Source organism: Dyadobacter fanqingshengii (assembly GCF_023822005.2).
In the GTDB taxonomy this organism is placed as follows: domain Bacteria; phylum Bacteroidota; class Bacteroidia; order Cytophagales; family Spirosomataceae; genus Dyadobacter; species Dyadobacter fanqingshengii.
Genome location: NZ_CP098806.1, coordinates 1,923,615 through 1,950,142, shown reverse-complemented (window position 1 = coordinate 1,950,142; position 26,528 = coordinate 1,923,615). Strand labels below are relative to the sequence as shown.

Sequence of the window (26,528 nt, the reverse complement as noted above, 5' to 3'; positions counted from 1 at the left end):
TTGATGTTAAACTGTTTCCGCATTGATCTGATCATATTCAGAATGTGTCCCTATAAATCTTACCTCAACGACCTGATCTTCATAGTCTACTTCTACGATAAGCCGATATTTGTTACCGACAATCTTAAATCTGGCTCGTTTGTTAGCGAGTATTTTAGCTCTTGGAAAGTCCTGCAAAACGTCATTGCTTTTTCGCCAATTCGCTTCCACAACAACAGTCTTCCAAACAGACAAGCTTTTTCCGGAATCAGAATGCTTCCGGGCGAAATCGGATATTTTGCGTAATTGAATGATAATCATGTTCCATATTTAGTTGATTTTATTTTACAATAGATGGAACATGTTGATAAATCAAAAGTACAAAAAGTTGGCTAAATACCAACTTTTTCCATATAATTTTTTTGGTTGTCGAAGCCCTGACCGCGAATCATTGCATATGTAATGCCATCCATTCAACTGATATCCGTCAACCGAACAATCTTATTCTCTGAAAATTCAAATACGGACTTGCCTGTCGTGTTAAGTTCGTCGCCTTTTTTCAGGTCATTGGGCAAATCAGCTGCCAAAACAGCGTAATATTCGATCTCAATCTCCGACCAGTTTTCGTTGTGGATGAATTTGTTAATGGTCTGCTGGCGGGACGAGAAAAGGTCAATGGCCTGCATAGCCTGGTTACGGAACTCTTCTATGCCATTCAACTCCATAGTAACTTCGTCATTCACCATATTTTCAAATACAATGTTGTCATCAAAATCCGCAATCATTCCGTCTACATCGAAATTGTTGTAAGCGGTTACATAGTTTGAAATAATTATTTCGCGATCTTTCATAGCTAGACGATTAAAGTTGACCCGGAAGCCATAAATATAATAAATCCCCCTTATTCAATGCACCAGTGCGCTGGTCATTCTAACATTCCAAAACAAAACGTATAACTTTGATGCCAATCCAAAAATGGTGTTTCCCGGCCAAAAATGTCAAGTAACCGCATTCGCATCCCCAGAAATTTCGTCCCGCTATTCCGGAGCTTCCCTATTATTTTTTATACGGGCAAATGGCTGGTCATCGCCAGTCTGATCGGTGTGCTCGTCGGCTCGGCGTCTGCGTTTTTCCTGGTTTCACTCGATTGGGCGACCAACTGGCGTGAATCGCATCGCTGGATCATTGCACTGCTGCCGGTTGCCGGTTTTGTGATTGGCTGCATGTATCATTTTTGGGGAAAAGACGTAGAGGCCGGAAACAATCTGTTGCTCGAAAACATCAACCGGCCTTCCGCCATCATTCCATTTAAAATGGCTCCTTTTATTCTGATCGGCACCATAGCAACGCATTTATTCGGCGGTTCGGCTGGCAGGGAAGGGACAGCCTTACAAATCGGCGGCTCCATTGCCGACCAGTTTACCCGCCTTTTCAAGCTCCGTCCCCGCGATAGAAAATTGGTTATCATCGCAGGCATAGCAGCGGGTTTCGGGTCCGTTTTCGGGACGCCACTCGCCGGGGCGATATTTGGCATTGAGGTTTTTCTGATCGGCAGGTTGCGGTACGATGCGTTGATCCCTGCATTTATCGCTTCCGTCGTAGCGGATATGACCACGAGGGCGTGGGCGGTGGGGCATACGCCTTACCACATTCCTTTTGTGCCGGAAATTTCGCCGCTGAATGTGCTATACGCTATTTTGGCAGGTGGCATTTTTGGAATTTGTTCCGTGTTATTTGCCTCGCTAACCCATCATTTTGGAGTTATTTTTAAAGATAAAATACGCTTTCCGCCTTTGAGACCAGTTGTCGGTGGTGCGATTGTTGCCCTGGCGGTTTTCGGGATGGGAAGCACGCGTTATATCGGATTAGGCATTCCAGTGATTGTAGAGTCGTTTTCTCAACAGTTACCGGCGTATGATTTTGCATTAAAAATCCTTTTCACCGCGGTAACACTCGGCGCGGCATTCAAAGGCGGGGAAGTGACGCCACTTTTTTTCATCGGGGCCACCTTAGGGAGCTTTCTTTCTTATTTTATTCCTTTGCCTACCGCCTTACTGGCCGGAATGGGCTTTGTCGCCGTTTTCGCCGGCGCGGCAAACACCCCGCTTGCGTGCACAATCATGGCCATCGAACTTTTCGGGGCTTCTTGCGGCGTGTATGTCGCGCTGGCATGCGTAGTCGCATATTTTTTCTCAGGTCATCGTGGGATTTACGGCTCGCAATTGGTAGGGCAGCCCAAGCATTTGCTGTATGGCCGACAAGTGGGAAAAAGGCTTTCAGACCTACGAGACGAGATCAGAAAGAGGCATTAGAGAATGGGGTGAGTCAATCACATCAATGGTAAGGGTTTGATATCAGCTGTTTCCATCGTGTCAGGATTCTGATAATGCTGGTTTATTTAATTCGGTGGCGATCATTACTGCTTTGCCGGCATCACACAATGCACAGCAGTAGGTTTCGGGCAAATCGTCAAATGTAGTCCCCGGGGCAATGTTTTGAGTTGCATCACCATATTCCGGATCGTAAACGGTCAGGCAATCAGGACATTGGTAAATGAGGTCGATGATTTTGATTGCCATTTTCGGCTCCTCGGCTTCTTGTGATGCCACTTTGAAATTTTCCCTCGAACGCTGGTTATTAAATCTCCTGCAAAGTTTTTCGAGCTGCGCGGCAACATGAATTTTATATAAACCTTTCTCAAAAAGCAACTGGGTTCGGCTATTCGGATTGAAGTTTTCGGTGTAATAAATGTCGTAAACGTGGAACATGGTCAACTCGCCCATCTGCAACAATGGCCGCTTTTTAATTAAAACGCTTCCAAAGACTTCCGATTTCGCCTTGGTTTGTATGCCAAAACAAAGTCCGAAAGTGCGCATATCATGTTTATCAAAATAATGGATTAAATCATTTTTTAAACTGGCGCCGTCCTCGTTATGGTCCTCTGTTTGCCAGGCAAGTTCATTCGCCGCATGACGCACGTTAATGTTATGTTTGCCCAGAATATTGCTCCAATCTACACGATATTGATCTTCTATTCCCTTAATAACCAAGGATTTCCAAGGCGTAATGCAGATTTCCCCGATCCGGGTTTTGAGACACAATGCGCAGACATCGAGCAGAAATTCAATGGGGAATTGCTCATCCCGACGATACAAACCGAGCCAGGTCCTGGACTCATAACGGTTGAAACCCTCATAATATGGAAGCGTGAATGAAGGCAATTCGAGATCTTGCAAAGCCGGTTGTGAAACATAACGGATCGTTTTCTGCACAGCTTTATACAAGCTTTCCTCTCCGTAGCAATCACCCGAAAGCATGCAATCCTCAATCACTTTCGCAAGCCGCCCGATCTCATTCGTGTAAACCAGATCATTCCATTTGTAAACCGTATTCGTCTGTTTGTTACGCACATACAAATACCAGAAATGGGGCTCAGGCGAAGAAATGAAGTTCAGATTACCCGTGAAAAATGGTGTAAAACTCTGGTTAGAATCCGAAATGTTGATCTTCAATGCGGGGTCATAATCAAATGTGTCCAGCACGGAATGATATTCGTTCGCATTCAGCCATTGTCCCGTCCTGAAAACTTCCTCTCCGCAGTAAGAACTCACAATGTTCGGCTGGCGGTCTGTATTCATTTCGTAGAAAATGCCACTTTTTTTCAGGTCTTTTTCCAAAAAGCGCATGTCCTCATAAAACACCGACAACAGCAATTGCTGCCGCGACCCGAAGCGCACTTTGCGCACATTCGCATTCCAGGCGGCGGTCAAGATATCTTTGAGATAACCCGGCGATGCAATGCCGCCCGGGAGATTTATTTTTACATTATAATAGTCTCTCATGGCGCTAAACTAAGGTTGCTTCCGCTGCTTTTTCCAAAATACTTCTCACTTCCGGCCGGCATGAACCGCAGCCGGTTCCCGCGCCAGTACGCTGGCATAACGTCTGAAAATCAGTGCATCCGCCTGCAATCGCACGTTCCAAATTTCCCCGACCTACATTGTTGCAGGAGCACACCAATTTTCCCTCCAAAGGCTCCACTTTCTGGCTGGCCCGCAGCAATTGCAAACGCTTTTCTGAAAGTTCTATTGAATTGGATATCAGATCTTTGTATTCCAAAAACTCATTTTTATCCCCGATCAAAATCGCTCCCACGAGCTTGTCGCGGTGAACAATGCATTTCTTATAATAGCGCTTTGATTTATCTATAAAAACAATCTGCTCGTAAGCCGGATCGTTGTTCGGAACGTCCGTGAGGCCGATGCTGCAAAGCTGTAAACCTTCCATTTTCAGAATGTTCATTGACGTGCTGCCTTTATAAGGCTGCGAAATGTCGCCCGCCATGTATTTAGCAATCACTTCCGCCTGTTGTTCGGCAGCCAGCGTAATGCCCCACATTTGTCCGTTCCATTCCGCAATTTCGCCCGCCGCGTAAATGTCAGGGTCAGAAGTTTGCAAATAATCATTCACCAAAACGCCACGCTTGCAATCGAGTCCGGCATGTTGCGCAAGCTCGATCACAGGCACCGTTCCAATGGCCAAAACCACCACATCGCACTGGATCTTCCGGCCCGATTTCAAGCGAATTCCTTCCACTTTTTCCTGACCGCTGAATGTCGCAACTTCATCATTAAAGTAAGTTTCAATCCCCCGATCCATCAACTCCTGATACAGCAATTCACTAGCAAGCGGATCGAGCTGACGCTCCATAAAACGGCCGCTGCGCTGGATAACGCTTACTTTTACATTCATTTCCCGGAAAGAAGCCGCCAGTTCGAGACCCAGAATGCCACCACCAACAATCACCGCGTGCGGCTCAGGCTGTTTCAAAAATGGCAGCAGCGAATCCGCATCCAAGCGCGAGCGCATATTGAAAATGCCCGGCAGATCGGGAACGCCTTTGGGCATAAAAGCTTTGCTGCCCATACCCAGAATCAGTTTATCGTAAGCGTGTTCCTGGCCGTTGCTGTCGACAACCGTTTTGTTGTTTCTATCAATATGGACAATGGAAGTGCCTTTGTGAACGATAATGTTGTTTTCCTCAAACTGATCCTCGCGCAACTTCACAAGTTGCTCCCAATGCTGGGCGCCGCTAATATAATCCGGAAGCATTACCCGGTTATAGAACGGATATATTTCCTTTGAGAAAACATGAATTTCATCATCTTGATTTAAAGCACGATATGAGTTGATGAAACCAAGCCCAGCCGAGCCTGCGCCGATGATGATGATCTTTTCAACCGGTTTTTTATATAAAGAAACCTCCACTGCGGAGAATTTGAAGTCGGGTTCTTTGGATTTGGGGTCAACCAGATTATTGGTCAGATTATTCGCGCGACCGAGGTTGCTGCCCAGGATTTTACCCCAGTGCATGGGCAGAAAGCAAAGCCCAGGCCGAACATCTTCTGTAATGTTAACCTTCACCCGAACTTCTCCGCGGCGGCTTTTGATCACGGCCAATTGTCCTTCTTTGATGTTGCGCGATTTCGCGTCTTCTGGGTGAATTTGTAAAAAAGGTTGTGGTGTGTGTTGGTTCAGTTTTGCGACACGGCCCGTTTTGGTCATCGTATGCCACTGATCGCGAATGCGGCCGGTGGTTAAAACCAGAGGGAAATCTTCATCAACGGGCTCAGAAGTGTTTTCGTCGTTTACTGCGTGGATTTGGGCTCTTTTGTTTTTGGTATAAAACTCATGATCTGTGAAAAGCCTTTTGGTGCCTGTAACAGGCAATATATTGTTCTCAAAAGACGTGGTTAGCGGCCATTGAACGCTTCTGTTGTTTTTTAAAAGCTGGTAATTGACGCCGGTTACGTCAATGGTTGTTCCAGCTGTGCATTGGGTGTATTCGTCGTAAACTTCGGAAGTGTTTTTGTAATTAAATGAATCGCCGAAGCCCATTTTTTCTGCAAAGCGCCAGATGATTTCCGCGTCCGGCAATGCTTCTCCTGGTGCGTCCACAGCCTTGGGCAAATGCGTGATGCGCCTTTCTGCATTGGTCATCGTTCCTTCTTTTTCCAGCCAGGCCGCCGCTGGAAGCACCACATCCGCAAATTTCACCGTATCAGCTCGATTGGAAACGTCCTGAACCACCACAAACCGCGACTTGTTCAGCGCGGCTTCGGCAACATTAATGTCCGGCATGCTCACCAGCGGATTTGTATTAATAATCCAGATTGCTTTCAGCTTGTCATCTGCCAGCGCTTCGAACATTTCCGTGGCGGTTAAGCCAGGCTTGTTGGCGATTTTCACCGGTGTGTTCCAAAATTGCTCCATTTCGGCACGATGCTCCGCATTGACTACTTCGCGGTGGCCGGGGAGAATGTTTGCTAATCCGCCCGTTTCGCGGCCGCCCATGGCATTAGGCTGCCCGGTCAATGAAAATGGTCCGTTTCCGGGTTTGCCAATTTTTCCCGTGATCAAATGAAGGTTGATAAGCGACAAATTTTTATTCACCCCGATCACCGACTGGTTCAGCCCCATCGTCCAGAAAGATAAAAATCCTTCCGACCGGCCGATCCATTCTGCGGCTGTGTAAATGTCATCCGCATTGATTCCGCAAAGTTCGGCGGCTTCGTCGATGGTGCGCTGCATTACTTTTTCCTTGAAGTCCGAAAAGCCGTCCGTATGATTGGCAATGAAGTCCTGGTCAATGTAATTTCTCTCAATTAAAATCCTTCCAATGGCATTATTCAGCACAATGTCGGTTCCCGGCGCGATCTGCAAATGCAAGTCTGATGAGCGCGAAGTGTCCGTTTTTCGGGGGTCGACGCAGATAATTTTGACATTTGGATTCGCCTCCTTATGCGCTTCCACGCGACGCCAGATGATCGGATGGCACCAGGCTGGATTTGCACCGGTCACAAAAATAACGTCGGCCGCCTCGATGTCGTCGTAGCAAACCGGCACGCTGTCCTCGCCCAGTGCCAGCTTGTATCCCACCACGGCCGAGCTCATGCACAGCCGCGAGTTAGTATCAATGTTGTTAGAGCCAATAAAGCCCTTAATGAGCTTGTTAACCAGATAATATTCCTCCGTAAGGCACTGACCTGAGACATAAAATGCCACAGAATCAGGTCCGAATTTCTTGATCAATGTCTTAAAAACCGCTGCTGTCCGCTCCAAAGCATCGTCCCAGCTCACGCGCTGCATGGGCATCGAACGGTTGAGCCGCATTTGCGGGTAAAGCAGCCGGTCCGACTGGTCCATTACCGTATAATGCAGGTTCATGCCCTTGGAGCACAACATGCCCTTGTTCGAAGGATGCTCCTTATCACCCTCCAAGCTCAGTTGCCCGTTCCCCTCTTTCGTGACCACAACCCCGCAGCCTACGCCGCAGTAACAGCAAGTTGATTTGAATGTTTTCATGGTGATAATTAGCAGATTACGGAGTGGAAAAATGTGTCGCTGCTCTTTTACGCTTCGGCCGGTTCCAGCGCTCCTTCGGTAATCACGCTTCTGGTTTTGTCAAAATTGATCAATGCAACAACAGCTGCGATGCAGGCGATCGCGACGCCTATGTACATGAAGGCTTGCGAGTAGGAGATTTCGCTGGATTTGAATAAAAACCCTGCTAGAACCGCCCCAACATTACCACCCGCGCCCACAATGCCACTCACAGAACCGATCGCTTTCTGATTGATAAAAGGCACAATCGCATAAGTAACGCCATTGGCCATTTTCAAAAACATGGCGAAACAAAGCATCGTAACCACCGCCGCAACAATGCTTCCGCTCTGCGCAAACAATGCAATACCGATTCCTTCACAAGCCAGCAAGAGCGCCAGCAGCTTTCCTTTGCCGATCATGCCATATTTGTTACCTACTTTGTCTGCCACAATGCCACCGACGGCTCTTGCGAAAATGTTCATAAAACCGAAGGCACCCGCCAAAATTCCGGCAGTAGCAAGCGATGTTTCGAAGTTTTCAAAAAAGTAAAGCGCGGCCACATTATCAAAAGTGATTTCTATGCCAAAACATGCTCCATAGGCCAGGAAAAGTCCCCAGGTTCTTGGATCTTTCATGGCTATGGCCAATGTTCCTTTTGTCTTAACTGCCTTTGGATTAGTTATTTCCAAGTCCTCAAAGTTTCCGGCGGGGGTGTCTTTGGTAAAGCAATAATAGACAAATGCGAAAATGAACAAGAACACGCCAGGGATCACCATCGCGATTCTCCATGCCGATTCAGGCAAATAACCCATTCCCACAAATCCTGCAAAAACCAATGGCATAACCATGTTTGTGATTCCTCCGCCCAGATTTCCCCAGCCGCCAGCCACCGCATTGGCCGTTCCCACGATCTTTTTGTCGAACATCACCGAAGTGTGATATTGCGTGATCACAAATGACGCGCCGATCACGCCGATAGCGAGACGAAAGAGCAAAAAACCTTCATAGGAATGCACCAGACCAACGCTCATCACCGGAATGGAGCAAATGCCCATCAATGCTGCGTAGGTTTTTCTTGGTCCCCAGGTGTCGCACAATTTACCAATTGCAATGCGCGCTACAACGGTTGCGGCAACGGATGCGATGATAATGTTACCGATCTGACTTTTGGTTAAACCTAAATCTGTCTTTATAACGGTCATCAAAGGCGCCAGTCCGAACCAGCCGAAAAAGCAGAGGAAAAAGGCCATCCACGTGAGGTGGAAAGTGCGCATTTGTACGCCTTTGAAACTGAAAATATTCAACTTTTCAAGCGGCTTGTTGGTCGTTTCCATAGTTAATAGGAGTTATGATAGGTTATTTTTGGAAATGCTTATTTCAAAAATTCAGGCTTGATATTGATCATCAGATAAGCCCAATTGGCCATTTTCTGCGGGTCTTTCACGGCCTTCACTTGTGCCAGACTGTTGGTCGGCAGGAATGTGCAGTAACCGCCCTGGAAGCTGATGGTTTTGGTCAGATTATAAGTCGCAATGATGTCCAGCTCTTCTCCGAAATTGGCTGAAAGCTTCTCGTCTTTCGCATTGCGAATGTTGGCTGCGCTTGAAAACTGGTGTAAGTCAACGGCTATGGACAGTTTTTCGGAGGCTTTGATCACGCTGTTGACATAAAAATCCGCCAGGCCGCCTTTACCGAAACCATTGGCTGCGTAGAAGTAGTCCATTTGACCCCAAAACTTGTGCGGTGTGCCGTAAAGCGGATCAAAGGTGCTGTTTTTGCCAGAACCGTTGCTAGTCCCTGAAGTATAATCAAAGCCCGGCCCGATAGAAAAAACTTTGCTCATTCCATACATTCCACGCACCGAATACATGTAAGCATTCAGCGATTTGCCATCTTTATCTTTGCCTGCCTGATAGTACGCGCTCGCCGTTAAATTCCAAGATTTTCCTAGTTTTGTTTGTAAATACGGCCCGAATGTCACGCGCTTGTTTGTGCCGTTTTTCACTGTTCTTACACCTACGGAATCGACCGCATATTTCTGGAAATCGTCTTTCAGAATTAGAAATGAGACATTTCCCTGTTTTAGTTTTTTACCCAAATAAGCGAACTGCATCGATTTATACATCGTACCAATGCCATTTGTCCCGGCTGCATAACCATTCGGAACGCCATCATATAAGGTGCCGGTTCTGAGCTCACGGTTTTGGTTATACGCAATTCCAATGTGTGCAGTAAAGCCATTGAGTCCGTATTTCAGTAATGCTGCATCGTGACGGCGTGCTTGCTGCAGCCAATCCAGGTTTCCCAGTAATCGGCTATCATCATAAAGCAATTCCTGCCGCCCGATCTTTAATGCAAATTCTTTTCCCAGGTTGGTCTGGTTTGTATCCAGCAAACTGATTTCGCCCCAGGCCTCATGCAACATTAGCCCATTCAGCGCCGGGTTGGTAATGCGGTTATTGGTTGAAGCATCTTGTCCCCACACCCTAACATCCTGAACTGCAATGAAAAATTGCGTTCTATAACCTTTGTAACCTGCATTAAACCTTGTTCTCTGGGAGGTGAAAAACGCAGGTTTATCCGTTTTAGACAATGGCGAACCTTGTCCGTGCAGCAATTCCGAGCGCGTACGTAACTGGCCCGAAAGGCTGAATTGTGCATTAACATTCAGCGAACCGAGCAGGCAGAAACCTGCGGTAAACAGCAAAAGGAGGTAAAAATTTGTTTTCATGATGTATAGATTGGTTGAGTAAGCCAGAATTTTCAGGAAACCAATTGCATGCTTTGCAAATATTCCATCGCGTAGGACGGATGTAAAGCCACCACTTCGCCCATGATCATGATGGCGGGCGTGCCCATGTTATTTTCTTTCACAAGGCGGGGAATTTCCCAAACCTGTCCCATCACGCTTTTTTCGTCGGGGCGCGTGCCGTTCTGGATCACGGCCATGGGCAAATGTCCGCGCCCAAAGTGTTTGTATAGCGCACATATCTCATTCACTTTGCTCAATCCCATCAAAACGATCACCGTCGCTTTCGACTGGGCGGCTAATCGCAGGTCTTCCGACAATTCGCCATTTTGCGTGGTGCCTGTAATAACCCAGAAGCTTTCGCTCACGCCGCGGCGCGTCACTGGGATTTCCATGGACGCGGGAACCGCGATGCAGCTCGAAACGCCGGGAACCACTTCGCAGGCTATGCCATGATCTCTTGCATATTCCATTTCCTCATGTCCGCGACCGAATACAAATGAGTCGCCGCCTTTAAGTCTCACCACGTGACCACGCTTGCGGGCCAGGCGTACGATAAGGCCGTTGATCTCGTCTTGCGAGAAAGATGGGTTACCCACTTTTTTTCCAACATACATTTTCAAAGCGTAGGCCGGAGCGAAATCCAGGAACTCCACATTGGCCAGCTCATCATATAGGATCACATCCGCTTCTTTAATCGCCCTGATTCCTTTCAGCGTGATCAATTCTCCATCGCCCGGTCCGGCGCCCACAAGTGTCAGTTTTGCTTCCATCTCTTATATATGTAATAGAGTGAATGTTGGAAATGTACTATATATAGTATTTTGTAACTATACTATTTATTGGTTCAAAATTATAAGCAATATTTTACAAAACAATGCTTTTGCCAATATTTATGTTTCATTTTGGGTATAAACACAAATATAAAATTAGGAAATACATAAAATGCGATTTATGTTTGTTCTATCGAATTGAGAGAATTAATGCAATAATATTGAAATAATGCAACAAAATAATACTGTTTTTACAAACTAATAGTTACTATTTACTATGAACACTATATCAAACACCCATATTGTTGTAATAGGCAATGGTATGGTAGGCTACAAATTCTGTGAAAAGTTGCTCGCCAAGAAAAAAATCGGTCAGCAAATTACCCTCACTGTATTCGGAGAAGAGCCTCGCGTGGCTTACGATCGCGTACATTTAAGTGAATATTTCGCTGGTAAGACTGCTGATGACCTTACTTTGGCCAGCGCCGACTGGTATGCCGACAATGGGATAAGGCTGTTCCTCTCCGATCCTGTGGTGGACATTGACCGTGAAGAAAAGCTGGTCAGATCTCACCATGGACATATAGTATACTATGACTATCTGATCATGGCAACAGGCTCCGGTGCGTTTGTTCCCTCGATTCCCGGCGTCGAAAAAGACGGGGTGTTTGTATATAGGACTATTGAGGACCTGGAACTGATCCAATCCTATGCCCGCAAGGCCAGAAAAGGCGCGGTGCTGGGCGGCGGGTTGCTTGGTTTGGAAGCGGCAAAAGCATTGTTAGACCTTGGTTTGCAGGAAGCACACGTCGTTGAATTCGCTTCGAGATTAATGCCGAGGCAGATTGATGACGCCGGTTCCCGCATTTTGCAAAACCAATTGGAATCGTTGGGGTTACAAATACATCTTGCCAAAAGCACACAGGAAATCATTGGCGGTGACTGCATTGAAGGTATGCAGTTTAATGATAACAGTATTTTGGACGTGGATATGCTTGTCATTTCGGCAGGAATTCGTCCCCGTGATGAGTTAGCCAAAATAGCAGGACTTGAAACGCATCCAAGAGGCGGCATTGTTGTGAATAACCAGCTGCAAACTTCCGATCCTAGCATTTTTGCAATAGGTGAATGTGCATTGGCGCATCATATGATCTACGGGCTCATTGCCCCGGGTTATGAAATGGCCGACGTGGTAGCAACATTGCTTTTGGGAGGTGAAAAGGAGTTTTTGCCTTATGATATGTCTACGAAATTGAAGCTGATCGGAACGGATGTGGCGAGTTTTGGTGATCCGTTTATCGAAGAGCCTGCTTGTAAAACCATCCGCTACGAGAACAAAGCGAAAGGCGTTTATAAGCGCATTAATGTAAGCCCGGACGGCAAAACCTTGCTTGGCGGAATCCTTGTTGGTGACGCGGAACAATATAATATGCTTTTGCAAACCTGTAAAAGCAGAACCATCCTGCCGCCCGATTCAGAAGATTTGATATTAGGCTCGCGTGGGGGAGAAGAGGCAGGCGCGGGCGTAATGAGCTTCCCGGACGACGCACTGATATGCTCTTGCGAAGCGGTTACCAAAGGCATGATCTGCCATGAAGTGAGTGAAAAGGGCAATCATACAATGGATGCTTTGAAAAAATCCTGTAAAGCCGGGACAGGCTGCGGCGGCTGCGTGCCGATGGTGAAGGATATCATTTCAGGCGTGATGAAGCAGAACGGCATTTATGTCCGTAACGTGGTGTGCGAGCATTTTGATTATTCGAGACAGGAATTATTGGATTTAGTCAAAATGAATGGTGCCAAAACTTACGGCGCGGTGCTGGATGAATTTGGGAAAGGGGATGGTTGCGAAGTCTGTAAGCCATTAGTTGCCTCATTGCTGGCCAGTCTTTGGAATGAAAATATTTTACAAAAAGACCGCGCTCCGATCCAGGATTCGAATGACCGTTATCTGGCCAACATTCAAAAAGGGGGAACATATTCAGTTGTGCCAAGGATTCCGGGCGGAGAGATTACGCCTGAAAAACTGATCATCATTGGTCAGGTGGCTCAGCAATATGGTTTGTATACTAAAATTACTGGCGGCCAGCGTATTGACTTGTTTGGGGCGCATTTGAATGACCTGCCGGATATCTGGGAACAGCTCATTAATGCTGGATTCGAGAGCGGTCATGCCTATGGGAAGTCATTGAGAACGGTGAAAAGCTGTGTAGGGTCCACCTGGTGCCGGTTCGGCGTGCAGGACTCGGTAACATTCGCCATTGAAGTGGAAGATCGTTATAAAGGTCTTCGCTCACCACATAAGTTGAAATCAGCGGTTTCGGGGTGTGTAAGGGAATGTGCTGAGGCGCAGAGCAAGGATTTTGGCATTATAGCAACCGAAAAAGGCTGGAATTTATACGTTTGCGGCAACGGAGGCTCCAAGCCGCAACACGCGCAATTGCTGGCAACGGATGTGGACAAGGAAACTTGTTTAAAGCTAATCGACAGATTTTTAATGTTTTATATCAAAACAGCCGATCCGCTTACCAGAACTGCAACATGGCTTAATAAGATGGAAGGCGGCATGTCTTACCTGAAAGCGGTTGTGGTGGATGATGTGCTGGGCATAGCGGCAGAATTGGAATATGATATGCAAAAGTTAATTGATGTTTACCAATGCGAATGGAAAGAAGTGGTGCAAAATCCGGAACTGAGAAAACGCTTTTCGCACTTCGTCAATGCGCCGGTGAAAGATCCTTCTATCGCTTTTGAAACTATGAGAGATCAAAAAAGAGCCAAAGAATGGGCTTAAATTATTGTAAAGCACAACGCTAACATACAACCCAGATGGAAACAAAAACACAAAATGCAGTAACCTGGCACATCGCCTGCCACATCAATGACATCCCGGAAGATGGCGGCGGCTGCGCGCTGATCGATGGGAAACAAATCGCAATCTTCAACTTTGCCAGACGCGGCGAATGGTATGCGACAGATAATCAATGTCCGCACCGCCAGCAAATGGCCGTGTCGCGCGGGATGATCGGCAGCCATGAAGGGGAACCGAAAGTGGCTTGTCCTTTTCACAAAAAAACCTTTTCCCTGCAAAGCGGACAGTGCCTCAATGATGATTCCTATAAAATCAATACCTTTCCGGTGATGGTGAAAGAAAACCTCGTTTACATCGGAATATGAGCGAATGGAGAGACTCGACAAGAGCGTAGCAAGCAGTCTGACACGGTTTTACATTGTTGCATTGTGCGTAGTAGCGATGCTGACAATCAGTGGTTTATTCCTGATCAGAAGGACGATCAATAACCTGAACCACGACAGCCGGATGGTGAATGTTGCCGGAAGGCAGCGGATGCTGAGCCAGCGACTGACCAAACTAGCGATCCTGAATGTCGGGGAAATGAAGCATAGCGACTCCACGCAGTTCAGTGCGCTTTTGAAGATCTGGAAGGAAAGTCACGAAAATTTGGCAAATAAAAAACTGCCGGTCGAAAATGGAGTGGTAACCTGGAAAAGTGCTGCGCTGGACTCCATGTTTTTGGATCTGATGCCGGTTTTTGACAGTATTTATCTCAATTTTTTGTTGGTCAATGATTCTACGATTGCTATACCGGCGAAGGAACAGGCATTGAGTCTCATTTTGGAAAAGGAGCCATTATTTCTTGCCAAAATGGATAAGATCGTTTTTCAGTTTGACAAAGAGAGTTTTCAAAGACTGGAAAACCTGGAAAGGATCGAATGGATCCTCGACATTATGACCATTCTCGTGCTGTTTGCGGAAGGCATACTGATTTTCAGGCCAGTCGTAAACACAACCAGGCGCGTGGTGAAAATGCTCACAGAGTCCGAGAATGCATTGCAGCTTTCCAACCAAAAACTAAAAGAATCCAATAACCAACTGGTGGAAGCGCAAAACGAGCTCCTGCGTGTGGAGGAGGAAAAGTACGAATTACAACTGGCCGAAGACCGCATTCGCGCCGGCGCGCTGATCGAAGGGCAGGAAGAGGAACGGAAGCGTTTTGCCCTGGAATTGCACGATGGAATTGGCCAGATGCTCACCGGCCTGAAACTGCATGCGGAGAAATTGAAATCCGTCCAGTTTCATGACGAGAAAAATCAGAAAAGATTCGGCCAGCTGGTTACATTGATCCAGGATATCATTCAGACGACCCGGCAGATCTCATTCAACCTAATGCCTTCGGTGCTCAGCGATTTTGGTCTCAATGCTGCACTGCGGTTGCTATGCGAGCAAACTGCGGAATTGTCAGGGATCAAGGTTGAGTTTGAAGGTGATACGAATAAGCGCATTGAAATGAGCCGCCCGATGGAAATTGGACTGTATCGCATTGCCCAGGAAGCGCTCAATAATGCGGTTAAGCATGCCAATGCGGATAAGATCAAGATTAAGTTGGAACAAAGTAAGAATCGGATCATTTTGGAAATTGCGGATGACGGAAAAGGATTTTTAATTAGTAATTTGAAATCAGAAGAAGGAATTTTCCTGACCAGAAACGGCATGGAAAACATCCGCACCAGGACGCAGCTGCTGAATGGCGAGATGGAAATCGTCTCAAAAGTCGACAGCGGAACTAACCTGATCGTCCGGGTTGATTTGTAATTATTAATCAAAAAAACACTCATTCATGCCCATTCGAATTCTAGTCGTTGATGACCACTCAGTTGTAAGACAAGGGATTATCACCCTTTTGGAAGATGAGGAAGACTTGCTGATTGCAGGTGAGGCATCGGATGGCGATGAAGTCTGGGATATGGTTGAAAACGAAGCTCCCAATGTGGTTTTGCTGGACCTTACCATGCCCAGGATGTCCGGAATTGATGTGATCAGGCAAATTGTGCCTGCCTTTCCGGATATTAAGATCCTGGTTTTCAGTATGCACAACAATGCGGAATATATGATTTCTGCCGCCACAAGCGGCGCTTCCGGTTACTTACAAAAAGACACCAGCCGCGACGAAATGCTGAAAGCGATCCGCAGCATTGCCAAGGGCGAGCTCTATTTTCCTCCCTATGCTTCTTCCGTGATTATCAGAAATCTGCTCAAACAAATCGCAAGAAATCCCGAGCCGAAAGTTGAACTGGAAGAAAGCAACGACAAGTCGATCTGGAAACTGATTACGCCACGCGAACAGCAGATCCTGAAATGTCTGACCGAAGGCATGAGTAGCAAAGACATTGCCGAGAAATTTGACATCAGCTCCAACACCGTCGCCAACCAGCGCGCGAGCATTATGAAAAAGGCGAACGTGAAAAACACCGCGGAACTGATCAGTATGGCTTTGCGCGGAAATTAGGACACCTTATTTACATTCACTCATTCAAATTCTCTCATCCTGTTCCCGTACTCCCGGGGCGTCGTTTGCATTAATTTTTTAAACTGTTTATTGAAATTAGAAAGGTTGTTGAAACCGCTTTCATAAGCCACTTGTCCAATGTCAAACTGGCCTTCTCCCAGCAAGCGACAAGCGTAACCTATACGCACTTCCGTCAAATATTGCACGTAAGTTTTCCTTGTTCTGGTTTTGAAATACCGGCAAAAAGCGGAGACGGAAAGATTGGTTAGCGACGCAATTTCCACCAGTTCAACGGGTTTCCGGAAATTCGTGATCGTGTACTCGTAAACGCGGTTGATTTTTTGAGAATTTTTCAAATGCGCATCGCTCACGTAACCCGTCCCATTCAAATACTCACATTCCTCCGATCTGGCCAGCAGATCCAAAATGCCCAGCAGCCCGATCAGGCGCTGGGTTTTATCCGAACGAATCATTTCGGCGAGCTTTTCGTGCATCTTCGCCGTGGTTTTTCCGGTGAATTTAATGCCTCGCGCGGCCCGGTCTTTCAGCTCCTTCACGTGCAGAAATTCGGGTGTTTCAAAAAATCCTTTGCCCAGGAAATCTTCGTCAAACTGCACAACAATGGATTCGGGCGTTTCTTCGGGATGGCTTTTATAAAAAATCCGGTCGCGCTGGCGGGTGTGCGGGAGATTGGTTCCCAGCAGCAGGATTTCGCCTTCCTCCATGCTTCTGATATCATTTCCAACGAAATTAGTCCCTTTGCCCTTGATGCACAGTATTAATTCCAGCTCGGGATGATAGTGCCAGGGATTGTCCCACGGGATCGGATCGCCTTTCAGGATGAAAGAGGAATCGACCGGCGTGATAACCTTTAATAAATGCGGCTTTTTGGGGTTCATAACATGCTATTTTCCCTTTTATTGGAAAAAATAATTGCTCTTTTGCGAATATAGCACCAATAGTGGGCAAGATGGCAATAATCGTTGCTGTTTCCATTACATACATTTGTATCATTATAAAAATAAAATGTTTAAAATAACCATGAGTTATCGCAACTTCTGTTATGTCCTCTTGCTAGTAATCGCCGGTTTTGGCGCCATGGCGCAGTCGTACACGGTGAGTCCGAATAAACGCTATTTGTTAAAGGATGGCAAACCGTTTTTCTGGCTGGGCGATACGGCGTGGGAACTGTTTCACCGGCTCGATCGGGAAGATGCTACCTATTATTTGCAAAAGCGTGCAGCACAGGGTTTTACAGTCATTCAAGCAGTGGCGCTGGCCGAGTTTGACGGACTCAATGTTCCTAATACTTATGGAGACAGACCATTGAATGATAATGATCCAACCAAACCCAACGATGCCTATTTTAAACACGTCGATTTTATTATCGACAAAGCCGCAGAATTGGGTCTAACCATTGCGTTCCTGCCCACCTGGGGTGATAAGGTTTTCAAATCGACCTGGGGAAAAGGACCGGAAGTTTTTAATAAAAGCAATGCGGAGATTTACGGAAAATGGTTGGGTAACCGCTACAAAAACCGAAAAAACGTCATCTGGGTGCTGGGCGGTGACCGCACTCCGAGGAAGGACGTTGATGATGTTGGCGTATGGAGGGCCATGGCAGCAGGCGTGATCGCAGGTGTGGGCGGCAATGATAATGCCATGATGACCTTTCATCCGCAGCCTAACAAAGAAGGTTCGGGTGAATGGTTTCATGACGATAATTGGCTCGATTTCAATATGTTCCAGAACGGACATTGCCGTGATGCAGCCGTTTATGAAAATATAAAAAGAGCTTATGACCGCCAGCCGACCAAACCTGTGCTGGACGGCGAGCCGATTTACGAAGACCATCCGGTTTGTTTCAATGCCAATGAGCTGGGCACTTCCAATGCTTATGATGTGAGAAAAGCAGCTTATCTGGATCTTTTCTCAGGGGCTTTTGGCCACACCTACGGCTGTCACGGCATTTGGCAAATGTACTCGCCTAACCGCGAGGCTGTGAACGGCCCGCACGTTTTCTGGCAGCAGGCGATGGATCTTCCCGGTGCGAAGGAAATGAAATTTGTCCGCAGACTTATCGAGTCGCGGCCCATCACAGAACGCGTTCCGGATCAGTCTGTTGTGGTTGAAAATGACCTTGCCTCGCACGAAAGGATCCAGGCCACGCGTGGCACTGACTACATTTTTGTTTACACCTCAACAGGAAGATCATTCTCGGTAAATCCGGGTAAAATCTCCGGGAGCCAGCTGAATGCATTCTGGTTTGATCCCAAAAATGGTAAAACCAAGGAAATAGGAAAAGTAGATGGCAAGGCGGTTAAGCAGTACACGCCGCCGACTTCGGGCTACGGCCAGGATTGGATACTGGTGTTGGATGATGCGTCCAAAAATTACAAGATGCCCTAAACTAAGATGCCCTAAACATGGAGCTCGGGATCAGCAGCTTTACGTATGGCTGGAATGTTGGCGTAGCAGGTTCTATGCCCGAAAAAGCAATGGATGAAACCGATCTGGTCCGGCAAACGCTTGATTTTGGGTTGGCATGTTTGCAGATCGGCGACAATTTACCCATCCATACTTTCGACGAAGACCGCAAGAATAATTTCAGATCACTCATTAAGCAAAACGGGATCCGGCTGGAAATCGGGGCGAAGAATTTGTCGCCCGAAAATCTCGAACAATACATTGATCTGTGCGCTTTTTTCGACTCGCCGCTGCTCCGGTTTGTGATTGACGATGATGATTATCAACCGAACACGTACAATATCATTGCACTGATCAAGGATATTTTGCCGGAACTCGTTGAAAAGAACATTGTCCTCGGTATCGAAAATCACGATCGTTTCGAGGCCCAGCAACTCGCGTACATCATGAATGCTGTCGGGCACCGGAATGTTGGGATTTGTCTGGATTGTGTGAATTCGATCGGAGCGGGTGAAGGGCTGGCGTATGTCGCTTCCATTTTAGCGCCCTATACAGTTAACCTGCATATCAAGGATTTTAAAATCAGCAGATTGCCACATAAAATGGGTTTTACAGTCCAGGGCGAAATTTGTGGGAAGGGAATGACAGATCTGCCCTGGCTTCTGGAAACGGTCAAGCGCGGCGGAAGTTGCAAAAGCGCGGTTTTGGAACAATGGGTCCCACCGGAGGTCCCACTCGGTGTTCCACCGGGGGACAACATTGCCGAAACATGCCGCAAAGAGCGTGAATGGGCAGAACAGGGCGTGGCCTACATAAAATCCCTGATGCAATGAAGGTTACAAATTCACAACAGTTACTTTAATTTCTACCAGCATGACAAAGATCGCATTAGTGGGCGCGGGGGGCAAAATGGGCTGCCGGTTAACGGATAATTTCCTCAAAATGCCTGACTATCAGGTGTCCTATCTGGAAATAAGCGAACAGGGGAGGTCAAATCTGGCGCAGCGGAATGTGAAAATCAGTGAGTCGCGAACTGCCATTCCTGATGCCGACGTGGTGATTCTGGCATTGCCCGACCTCGCTTTGCGAACCTTATCGGCCGAAATCGTCCCGCTCATGAAAACAGGCGCGACGGTGCTCACGCTCGATCCGGCTGCGCCACTGGACGACGCCATTTTCCACCGCGACGAACTCGGTTATGTGATCGCACATCCTTGCCATCCTTCGGTTTTTAACTGGGAACCGACGGAAGCAGCTTTTCGCGATTTTTATGGAGGCATTTCTGCCAAACAATCCATTGTTGTGGCCTTAATGCATGGCACCGAGGCACATTTCGACCTGGGTCGGGATGTTGCGCGGGACATGTATCAGCCCATCGACAAAGTTTACCGCATTACTTTGGAACAAATGGCCACGCTGGAACCGGCGATGGTGGAGACGCTGGCGCAAACATGCATGGAAGTGGTGAAGGAGGGTTTTGATAAAATTGTTTCGTTGGGCGTTCCGGAGGACGCAGCGCGCGATTTTGTGCTCGGACATTTGCGGATCCAGATCGCGGTGCTTTTCAAGGAAGTGAACGGCACATTCTCGGACGCGGCATACAAGATCTCCAAACGGGCCAAACCGTTGATTTTCAGGGAGGGATGGGAGCAGATTTTTGAACTGGACGACATTAAGGAGCAGGTAAAGGCGATTACAAACAAATAATTCGCGGATATAAGCAGCATTAGGCAGTTATTCGCTGGTAAAATTCAAAACAATGCGGCTGCAATTACAAAATATTTCAAAATCCTTCGGCCCGGTTCAGGCATTGCAGTCTGTGAGCTTCACGCTGGCGGAAGGAGAAGTGCATGCCATTTGTGGTGAAAACGGCGCGGGTAAGAGCACATTGATGAATATTTTGTCGGGAAACCTGCAACCTGATGATGGTGAAATTGTGATCGATAACAATGCGGTGCAAATCAAAAATTATGCACATGCAGCGAACCTCGGGCTGGCGATCGTTTACCAGCAGCTCAGTTTATTTGAAAATCAGGACATTGCGGAGAATATTTTTGTAAATCAATTTCCAAAGTTTAAATCGGGATTAATTAATTATCGGGCTTTGTATGATGAAACCGAAAAGCTGCTTCAAAAGCTTCATATAGCGCATATTTTGAGTCCAAAAACCATGGTCTCAACACTCTCGGCTGGACAGAAGCAAATGGTTGAAATTGCAAAAGCATTATCCAGAGAGCCAACCATTTTAATCCTCGACGAACCGACAGCCTCCATTTCCGGCAATGACGCGCAAACTCTTTTTAAGATCATCCGGAACCTCAGATCCAAGGGCACATCGGTTATTTACATTTCCCATCGCATGGAAGAAATTTTTGAGATTGCGGATCGGGTTACGGTGCTGAAAGATGGAAAATATGTGGGGACAAAAGACATTTCAAACATTGATAAGCACGCGCTGATCAACATGATGGTAGGACGTGAGATCAAGAAAATAAACCGGGAATATGTTGAAAGCGGGGAGGTTGTATTGGAAGTTGAAGGGCTTTGCAATCAAAAGCTTAATAATGTGTCATTTAAAATCCACCGCGGCGAAATTGTTGCGCTGGCGGGTTTGGTAGGAGCGGGGCGAACGGAAATCGGCAAGACGATCTTTGGTGCTATGCCGAAGGAAAGCGGTCGCATTTTGCTTAAAAATGTTGAGTTAAAAGTTAAAAAACCGGCTGATGCCATTCGAAATAAGATCGCTTTTGTGCCGGAGGACCGCAAAGCGCTGGGTCTTTTTCTGGATATGAATGTGGCCGAAAACATTGGTTCTGTGGGTTTAAGTGCAGATCGGCCCGTATTTTTCGACCATTCCCAATCCATTGCAGTTGCGGAAACCTACAAACAAAAACTCCGGATCGTTGCGCATCATGTGTTGCAAAAAGTGGCGGATTTGAGTGGCGGTAACCAGCAAAAGGTGGTTTTATCAAAATGGCTTTCCACCGATCCCGATTTGCTGATCATTGACGAACCAACGCACGGCATTGACATCGGGGCAAAATTTGAGATTCATGGATTATTGCAAAATTTGGCGTTGGCGGGAAAATCGATCTTGCTCATATCCAGCGAATTGCCCGAAATCCTGGTCATTTCTGATCGTGTTTTGGTTGTGAAAGATGGCGCGATCACCAAAGAGTTAAAAAGCAGCGACACAACTGAAGAGGAGATTTTGAAATGGGCCATGTGAACCAAATATTATGAAAAAACTGCTCTCTGACAGAACTTACTCGCTCGGCCTGACCATTGTAATTGTTGCGCTTTTGGCAGGCATCATATTCCCGGGTAAATTCCCAACCTTCCAAAACCTGAGCCAGATATTTCTGAATTTATCCATTGACACGATCGTGGCGGTAGGGATGATGCTTTTGCTTATTTCGGGAGCATTTGATTTGTCTGTGGGTTCTGTGGTTGCATTTTCGGGCTGCTTGGCGGCTTACCTTATGTTTTTCCTGCATGTTCCGGTGCCAATTGCATTGCTGGTAAGCTTGTTATTTTCGCTGATTATTGGTTTTGTGAATGGTTATTTGATTGCATATCAGGGTATTAACCCAATGATTCAGACATTGGCAATGATGGGAATTGTACGCGGACTGGCTTTGCTGGTAAGCGGCGCAGGCATTCAGGGCTTACCCTATTGGTTCAATGCGATCTCCCAGTCCAGACTGCTGAGCATTCAAATGCCGATTTGGTATATGCTTCTGATTGTAGGCACTATGGCGTTTTTGACAAAGAACACGACCTTTTTGAAGCGCTATTATTTCATTGGAGGAAATGAAAAAGCAGCCGAGCTTTCGGGAATAGATGTAAAGCGGATGAAGTTGTTTTCGTTCATGCTTGTCTCACTGCTGGCTGGGTTTGCGGGCATATTGCTTGCATCGCGGTTAGGCGCGGCATTGCCGACTTCCGGGCGCGGATTGGAATTGCGGGTGATCACCGCCGTAATATTGGGCGGCGCCAGTTTACAGGGCGGGACCGGGAAAATTCAAGGTGCATTGCTAGGCGCTTTGCTCATGGGGATCATCGGCAACATCATGGTGATCGCCAGAATATCTGGCTATTGGCAGGAGATTATCTTGGGTATTATCCTCATCCTCGCCGTGTGGATTGACAAATTATTGCAGCGACAAAGTACAAAGTCAGTCCTGAGAAAGCCGACTGTTTTGCTGGTTTTAATATTCGGAATGTGGGGGTGCGAGCTGCCGCCAAAGCAAGGCGGAACGACAAAGCAACCCAGAGCAAACGAGATTGATCAAACCATTCAAAACGAAGAATATGTGATGGTTACTACGGCTGTTTCCATGCCCATGTACGTCAATCACGATCAGGCCGCATTCATCAAATGGGGTAAAGAGCGCAATGTAAAAGTATCCATTTTAGGCCCGGCCGATTGGGATGTTCCGGCGCAAATCAACACGATTGAAGAAGTAATCGGCACAAAACCGACAGGTTTGCTCATCAACGGCACCGACCCCGCCATTGCGCAGGCTATTAATAAAGCAGTTGACGCGGGCATTCCGACGGTTGTTTATGATTCGGACATTCCCAACTCAAAGCGCCATGCATTTCTGGGAACGAACTGGTACGATATCGGTCAAATGCAGGGCGAAGAAATGGTAAAGCTTACCGGCGGAAAGGGTAAGATCGCGTACATGGGAATTTTGGGTTTATCCAATATGGAAGATGGCTTTCGCGGGCTTCTGGATGTTTTAAAAAAACATCCGAAAATGGAAGTTGTGGGAAAGTTTGATGACAAAGCCAATGTTGAGGAAGCCGCCAAAATCACTGCCGATCTCATTTCCGCGCATCCCGACCTGGCCGGAATTTGCGGTTTTGATTCCAACTCCGGCCCCGGTATTGCGTTGTCGGTAAAGGAAGCTGGTAAGGCCGGTAAAATCAAAATCACCACGGTCGATTGGGAACCGGAACACCTTAATCTCGTTCATGAGGGTGTTATTCAGTTGCTGGCAGGGCAAAAACGAGAGCTTTTCACCTGGTACGGAGCGGAATTTTTATACGATATGGTCCACAAAACCAACCGCCTCTCCGCCAACGACGCCAAAGCCGGCATCACCAGTTTGCCAACAACCGTCAATACGGGTTTAATTAAGATTACGAAGGAGAATGTGGGGTTGTTTTTGAAGAAATAAATCACACTCATTTCATTTCTGCCAACCTGTTAGGAATGTTAAAAAAAGCATCCCTTATTTCCTCATGAAATTCATTCTCATGGTGAACAAATAGCGAAGCATAACCTTCGTCCATAATTGTCAGGTTATATTTCTGTACCCGATTTCCAGACGCTGTATTTATTTTATGAAACCATTGATTAAACAACCGATTTCTACATTTCGCAAGATTATCGGCTGACTCGCAAATAATGATTATTGATTTGTCGGGGCTTTTACTAAAAAATTGAAGCAGGATTGTCAATACGGTGTCCATGATTCTCTCGTCATGGCTCTGACATAACACTTTTGACACACTGACACCCAAATATAAAGCTCCACGTTTTTCGCCGGCAGGCTCAAATGTGAAGCTCAGAATTTTGTCATTAAATTCAGGGTGTGTATTAAAATAACCTTCGGAATGTGTGAAATAGGCAATGTAAATTATTTTACATCTGGTGACAAACCAATATCGTTCGGAACCTTCGTTGACAATCTCATATGGGTTTAACCAGTTTAATCCCTCGTGCATGTATCTCTTCAATCGTTACTTTTCCTTGAAAATAGTCTGAGACAGCTCGCTGGTCGTCAAGCATTTTTTGGAACAGACTTGACTTGCCCGCCTTCTGCATACCATCAGCAACTTCTGCCACTTTCTTTTCAGCTGACTGTCTCATTGGGTAATATTAAGATGAGTATTAATGATTTAACAACAAATTTTACCTAAAAAATTATTGAAAACAAAGCTTTACATCGTCAATGTCTCAAAGGCTGAATACCATGGATAAACGGCTGATCATTACTCGACCAACGCCGCATCCTTAACCCTGTTCGCGTCGCCCCAGTCTGACAAGATGCGCAGGACGGGTTCCAAACTTTTCCCAAGATCGGTAAGCTGATATTCAACCCTTGGCGGGACCTCGGGGTAAACGGTGCGGCTGATGACGCCGTCGCTTTCGAGTTCGCGCAGTTGCAGGATGAGGATACGCTCGGAAACGGCGGGCATAGCCTTGCGGAGCTGGCTGTAACGCGTACTTCCTTTCAGCAATTTATATAGGATCGAAGGCTTCCAGCGGCCACCAATCAGGTCCAATGTGTAGGCCATGCCACAATTCCCATTGATCAGCAATTCGTTTTCGAGGTTCGTGGAGCTCGTTTTTCGCATAACTTACATTTATGTTAGTACTACACAATTTTGTTAGTATAATCAAAAGTAATAGTTGCTCGCTAGTTTTGCAAAAGTATTTAACAATTGAATCGCATGCAAAACTTGAAAAACAAAGTTGCTTTTGTGACTGGCGGAAGCCGGGGCATTGGCGCAGGAATCGTAAAACGGCTGGCTGCTGACGGAGCGAAAGTCGCCTTTACATATGTAAATGGTAGAGAAAAGGCAGATGCATTGGTTGCTGAGCTGGCCGAAAAGGGTTTCACAGTAATCGCGTTGCAGGCCAATAATGCGCAGGAAGGAGCCGTAACGGCGGCTATCGACGAAGCAATCGCTCATTTCGGGCAGCTTGATATTCTGGTGAACAGCGCGGGGATCTATGTCGGAAAACCATTTGAAGAGCACACTCTGGCGGATTACAACGAGATCATGGACATTAATGTCAAATCGGTATTTGAAGCTTGTCTGGCCGCTGCACGGAAAATGGAAAATAATGGCAGGATCATCACGATTGGCAGCAATATGGCCGAAAGATCGGCATCCGTGCAGTCCACGCTTTATTCCATGAGCAAGTCTGCGTTGGTTGGTTTCACCAAAGGTCTTTCAAGGGATTTGGGAGCAAAAGACATCACAGTTAACCTCATTCAACCCGGCCCGGTGGACACAGATATGAATCCATCCGACCCTGGTAACAATGAATCGTCTGATTTTCAGCGTAGTATGATGGCCATTCCACGCTACGGAAAGCCCGAGCACATTGCGGCAACAGTTGCTTTTTTGGCGGATCCCGACAATGGTTACACAACCGGGTCTATCATTACCATTGACGGAGGAACGCTTGCATAAGGGATTTTCGCTCGTTTTTTGATATTTTTAGCGCACATTGAAAGCTAGGAATTGGAAAAAACAGAAGAGCTATACAAGTTAATCCTGAACCACGCATCACAGCGGATCAATCTGACGGAAGAAGAACAGCGCTATTTTTGTTCTTTGTTAACCGTCCGGCATTTGCTTCCGAGGCAGTATCTGGTGCAGCAGGGCGACATTTGCAACCATGAAAGTTACGTTTGCAAGGGTTTTCTGCGCTCCTTTTACATGGATGAAAAAGGGAACGACCATACATTGCATTTTGCGTTTGAAGACTGGTGGATCACCGATTCTACCAGTTTTCTCATGCGCGTCCCGGCCACCCGCAACATTGTGGCTTTGGAGGCTTCTACATTGTTGCAGATTGATAAAGCCAGCCTTGATCAGCTTTACCTGGACATTCCGGTTTTTGAAAGATATTGGCGGATTATGGATGAAAAATCGGGAATAGCGCAGAACCAGCGCATACTGAACTCCATTTCAATGAGTGGTGCGGAGCGTTATGAAGCATTGATCCAAAAATATCCAAACCTCGAACAAAGGATGCCGCAGAAATACATTGCTTCGTATCTGGGCATTACGCCGGTGTTTCTGAGCCAGATCAGAAAGAGCCTGTCCCGCACTGATATTAAATAAGTTTAAGGCTTTTTATTAAATTAGTTATACGTC

General features: G+C 46.7%; 23 protein-coding genes. 12 read left to right on the top strand and 11 right to left on the bottom strand.

Going from position 1 to position 26,528, the window contains the following annotated elements:
- Positions 1–6 precede the first annotated feature (6 nt).
- Complete coding sequence (locus tag NFI81_RS07925; RefSeq protein WP_234613046.1) at positions 7–300, bottom strand: type II toxin-antitoxin system HigB family toxin; 294 nt, start codon at positions 298–300, stop codon at positions 7–9.
- A gap of 152 nt (positions 301–452) precedes the next feature.
- Positions 453–830 carry a nuclear transport factor 2 family protein gene (locus NFI81_RS07920; RefSeq protein WP_234613047.1) on the bottom strand — a complete coding sequence of 126 codons (378 nt, stop codon included), beginning with the start codon at positions 828–830 and terminating at the stop codon, positions 453–455.
- Between the two features lie 144 nt (positions 831–974).
- Between NFI81_RS07920 and NFI81_RS07915 the strand changes: the two genes are divergently transcribed.
- A complete protein-coding gene (locus tag NFI81_RS07915; protein ID WP_234613048.1) occupies positions 975–2,291 on the top strand; it encodes a voltage-gated chloride channel family protein in 1,317 nt (438 codons plus the stop codon).
- 60 nt (positions 2,292–2,351) lie between these two features.
- Here the strand turns inward: NFI81_RS07915 and NFI81_RS07910 are convergent, their stop codons facing one another.
- From NFI81_RS07910 to cobA, 5 genes are read right to left on the bottom strand one after another with little or no spacing between them, the layout of a single operon-like run.
- Positions 2,352–3,821, bottom strand: a complete 1,470-nt coding sequence (locus NFI81_RS07910; protein ID WP_234613049.1) for a rubredoxin — start codon at positions 3,819–3,821, stop codon at positions 2,352–2,354.
- Between the two features lie 4 nt (positions 3,822–3,825).
- Positions 3,826–7,344, bottom strand: a complete 3,519-nt coding sequence (locus tag NFI81_RS07905; RefSeq protein WP_234613050.1) for a nitrate reductase — start codon at positions 7,342–7,344, stop codon at positions 3,826–3,828.
- 47 nt (positions 7,345–7,391) lie between these two features.
- A complete protein-coding gene (locus NFI81_RS07900) occupies positions 7,392–8,699 on the bottom strand; it encodes an MFS transporter (protein ID WP_234613051.1) in 1,308 nt (435 codons plus the stop codon).
- 38 nt (positions 8,700–8,737) lie between these two features.
- Positions 8,738–10,096, bottom strand: coding sequence for an alginate export family protein (locus tag NFI81_RS07895; protein ID WP_234613053.1), 1,359 nt, complete (start codon positions 10,094–10,096; stop codon positions 8,738–8,740).
- A 32-nt stretch (positions 10,097–10,128) separates the two neighbouring features.
- A complete protein-coding gene (gene cobA / locus NFI81_RS07890; protein ID WP_234613055.1) occupies positions 10,129–10,887 on the bottom strand; it encodes a uroporphyrinogen-III C-methyltransferase in 759 nt (252 codons plus the stop codon).
- Between the two features lie 277 nt (positions 10,888–11,164).
- On the opposite strand from cobA, the gene nirB reads away from it, so the two are divergent.
- The 4 genes from nirB to NFI81_RS07870 are packed head-to-tail and all read left to right on the top strand — an operon-like array spanning position 11,165 to position 16,193.
- On the top strand, positions 11,165–13,681 hold the full coding sequence (nirB, locus tag NFI81_RS07885) for a nitrite reductase large subunit NirB (RefSeq protein WP_234613056.1): 2,517 nt from the start codon (positions 11,165–11,167) through the stop codon (positions 13,679–13,681).
- 35 nt (positions 13,682–13,716) lie between these two features.
- Positions 13,717–14,064 (top strand): nitrite reductase small subunit NirD, encoded by a 348-nt coding sequence (nirD, locus tag NFI81_RS07880; RefSeq protein ID WP_234613057.1) that lies wholly within the window; start codon positions 13,717–13,719, stop codon positions 14,062–14,064.
- Between the two features lie 4 nt (positions 14,065–14,068).
- A complete protein-coding gene (locus NFI81_RS07875; RefSeq protein WP_234613058.1) occupies positions 14,069–15,499 on the top strand; it encodes an ATP-binding protein in 1,431 nt (476 codons plus the stop codon).
- A gap of 25 nt (positions 15,500–15,524) precedes the next feature.
- Positions 15,525–16,193, top strand: a complete 669-nt coding sequence (locus NFI81_RS07870; RefSeq protein ID WP_234613059.1) for a response regulator — start codon at positions 15,525–15,527, stop codon at positions 16,191–16,193.
- A gap of 20 nt (positions 16,194–16,213) precedes the next feature.
- Here NFI81_RS07870 and NFI81_RS07865 read toward each other — a convergent pair whose 3' ends face one another.
- Entirely contained in the window at positions 16,214–17,092 is an 879-nt protein-coding gene (locus NFI81_RS07865; RefSeq protein ID WP_234613060.1) for an AraC family transcriptional regulator, read from the bottom strand.
- A 199-nt stretch (positions 17,093–17,291) separates the two neighbouring features.
- Between NFI81_RS07865 and NFI81_RS07860 the strand changes: the two genes are divergently transcribed.
- From NFI81_RS07860 to NFI81_RS07840, 5 genes are read left to right on the top strand one after another with little or no spacing between them, the layout of a single operon-like run.
- Positions 17,292–18,602: a glycoside hydrolase family 140 protein gene (locus NFI81_RS07860; RefSeq protein WP_234614882.1), complete on the top strand. Its 1,311-nt coding sequence runs from the start codon at positions 17,292–17,294 to the stop codon at positions 18,600–18,602.
- A 17-nt stretch (positions 18,603–18,619) separates the two neighbouring features.
- The gene (locus tag NFI81_RS07855) at positions 18,620–19,453 is read left to right on the top strand and encodes a sugar phosphate isomerase/epimerase family protein (RefSeq protein ID WP_234613061.1); all 834 of its coding nucleotides are present in this window, start codon (positions 18,620–18,622) and stop codon (positions 19,451–19,453) included.
- A 40-nt stretch (positions 19,454–19,493) separates the two neighbouring features.
- Complete coding sequence (locus NFI81_RS07850; RefSeq protein ID WP_234613063.1) at positions 19,494–20,327, top strand: phosphogluconate dehydrogenase C-terminal domain-containing protein; 834 nt, start codon at positions 19,494–19,496, stop codon at positions 20,325–20,327.
- A gap of 52 nt (positions 20,328–20,379) precedes the next feature.
- Entirely contained in the window at positions 20,380–21,849 is a 1,470-nt protein-coding gene (locus NFI81_RS07845) for a sugar ABC transporter ATP-binding protein (protein ID WP_234613064.1), read from the top strand.
- A gap of 10 nt (positions 21,850–21,859) precedes the next feature.
- Complete coding sequence (locus NFI81_RS07840; RefSeq protein WP_234613066.1) at positions 21,860–23,809, top strand: substrate-binding domain-containing protein; 1,950 nt, start codon at positions 21,860–21,862, stop codon at positions 23,807–23,809.
- Between the two features lie 7 nt (positions 23,810–23,816).
- Here NFI81_RS07840 and NFI81_RS26490 read toward each other — a convergent pair whose 3' ends face one another.
- The 3 genes from NFI81_RS26490 to NFI81_RS07830 form a co-directional block, all read right to left on the bottom strand.
- Positions 23,817–24,359 (bottom strand): DUF6169 family protein, encoded by a 543-nt coding sequence (locus NFI81_RS26490; protein WP_374759459.1) that lies wholly within the window; start codon positions 24,357–24,359, stop codon positions 23,817–23,819.
- Entirely contained in the window at positions 24,325–24,504 is a 180-nt protein-coding gene (locus NFI81_RS07835) for a hypothetical protein (protein ID WP_234613068.1), read from the bottom strand. The genes NFI81_RS26490 and NFI81_RS07835 overlap by 35 nt, the downstream gene beginning before the upstream one ends.
- A 122-nt stretch (positions 24,505–24,626) precedes the next feature.
- Complete coding sequence (locus tag NFI81_RS07830) at positions 24,627–24,992, bottom strand: winged helix-turn-helix transcriptional regulator (protein WP_234613070.1); 366 nt, start codon at positions 24,990–24,992, stop codon at positions 24,627–24,629.
- Positions 24,993–25,088: 96 nt separating this feature from the next.
- On the opposite strand from NFI81_RS07830, the gene NFI81_RS07825 reads away from it, so the two are divergent.
- Together NFI81_RS07825 and NFI81_RS07820 are read left to right on the top strand one after the other, a co-directional pair.
- Positions 25,089–25,838: an SDR family NAD(P)-dependent oxidoreductase gene (locus tag NFI81_RS07825; RefSeq protein ID WP_234613071.1), complete on the top strand. Its 750-nt coding sequence runs from the start codon at positions 25,089–25,091 to the stop codon at positions 25,836–25,838.
- A 51-nt stretch (positions 25,839–25,889) separates the two neighbouring features.
- Positions 25,890–26,495, top strand: a complete 606-nt coding sequence (locus NFI81_RS07820; RefSeq protein WP_234613074.1) for a Crp/Fnr family transcriptional regulator — start codon at positions 25,890–25,892, stop codon at positions 26,493–26,495.
- Positions 26,496–26,528: the final 33 nt, after the last annotated feature.

What these genes read in the sequence shown, in the direction of transcription:
- NFI81_RS07925 (WP_234613046.1), bottom strand. Translation starts at nt 300, where the DNA reads ATGATTATCATTCAATTACGCAAAATATCCGATTTCGCCCGGAAGCAT.
- NFI81_RS07920 (WP_234613047.1), bottom strand. Translation starts at nt 830, where the DNA reads ATGAAAGATCGCGAAATAATTATTTCAAACTATGTAACCGCTTACAAC.
- NFI81_RS07915 (WP_234613048.1), top strand. Translation starts at nt 975, where the DNA reads ATGTCAAGTAACCGCATTCGCATCCCCAGAAATTTCGTCCCGCTATTC.
- NFI81_RS07910 (WP_234613049.1), bottom strand. Translation starts at nt 3,821, where the DNA reads ATGAGAGACTATTATAATGTAAAAATAAATCTCCCGGGCGGCATTGCA.
- NFI81_RS07905 (WP_234613050.1), bottom strand. Translation starts at nt 7,344, where the DNA reads ATGAAAACATTCAAATCAACTTGCTGTTACTGCGGCGTAGGCTGCGGG.
- NFI81_RS07900 (WP_234613051.1), bottom strand. Translation starts at nt 8,699, where the DNA reads ATGGAAACGACCAACAAGCCGCTTGAAAAGTTGAATATTTTCAGTTTC.
- NFI81_RS07895 (WP_234613053.1), bottom strand. Translation starts at nt 10,096, where the DNA reads ATGAAAACAAATTTTTACCTCCTTTTGCTGTTTACCGCAGGTTTCTGC.
- cobA (WP_234613055.1), bottom strand. Translation starts at nt 10,887, where the DNA reads ATGGAAGCAAAACTGACACTTGTGGGCGCCGGACCGGGCGATGGAGAA.
- nirB (WP_234613056.1), top strand. Translation starts at nt 11,165, where the DNA reads ATGAACACTATATCAAACACCCATATTGTTGTAATAGGCAATGGTATG.
- nirD (WP_234613057.1), top strand. Translation starts at nt 13,717, where the DNA reads ATGGAAACAAAAACACAAAATGCAGTAACCTGGCACATCGCCTGCCAC.
- NFI81_RS07875 (WP_234613058.1), top strand. Translation starts at nt 14,069, where the DNA reads ATGGAGAGACTCGACAAGAGCGTAGCAAGCAGTCTGACACGGTTTTAC.
- NFI81_RS07870 (WP_234613059.1), top strand. Translation starts at nt 15,525, where the DNA reads ATGCCCATTCGAATTCTAGTCGTTGATGACCACTCAGTTGTAAGACAA.
- NFI81_RS07865 (WP_234613060.1), bottom strand. Translation starts at nt 17,092, where the DNA reads ATGAACCCCAAAAAGCCGCATTTATTAAAGGTTATCACGCCGGTCGAT.
- NFI81_RS07860 (WP_234614882.1), top strand. Translation starts at nt 17,292, where the DNA reads ATGGCGCAGTCGTACACGGTGAGTCCGAATAAACGCTATTTGTTAAAG.
- NFI81_RS07855 (WP_234613061.1), top strand. Translation starts at nt 18,620, where the DNA reads ATGGAGCTCGGGATCAGCAGCTTTACGTATGGCTGGAATGTTGGCGTA.
- NFI81_RS07850 (WP_234613063.1), top strand. Translation starts at nt 19,494, where the DNA reads ATGACAAAGATCGCATTAGTGGGCGCGGGGGGCAAAATGGGCTGCCGG.
- NFI81_RS07845 (WP_234613064.1), top strand. Translation starts at nt 20,380, where the DNA reads ATGCGGCTGCAATTACAAAATATTTCAAAATCCTTCGGCCCGGTTCAG.
- NFI81_RS07840 (WP_234613066.1), top strand. Translation starts at nt 21,860, where the DNA reads ATGAAAAAACTGCTCTCTGACAGAACTTACTCGCTCGGCCTGACCATT.
- NFI81_RS26490 (WP_374759459.1), bottom strand. Translation starts at nt 24,359, where the DNA reads ATGCACGAGGGATTAAACTGGTTAAACCCATATGAGATTGTCAACGAA.
- NFI81_RS07835 (WP_234613068.1), bottom strand. Translation starts at nt 24,504, where the DNA reads ATGAGACAGTCAGCTGAAAAGAAAGTGGCAGAAGTTGCTGATGGTATG.
- NFI81_RS07830 (WP_234613070.1), bottom strand. Translation starts at nt 24,992, where the DNA reads ATGCGAAAAACGAGCTCCACGAACCTCGAAAACGAATTGCTGATCAAT.
- NFI81_RS07825 (WP_234613071.1), top strand. Translation starts at nt 25,089, where the DNA reads ATGCAAAACTTGAAAAACAAAGTTGCTTTTGTGACTGGCGGAAGCCGG.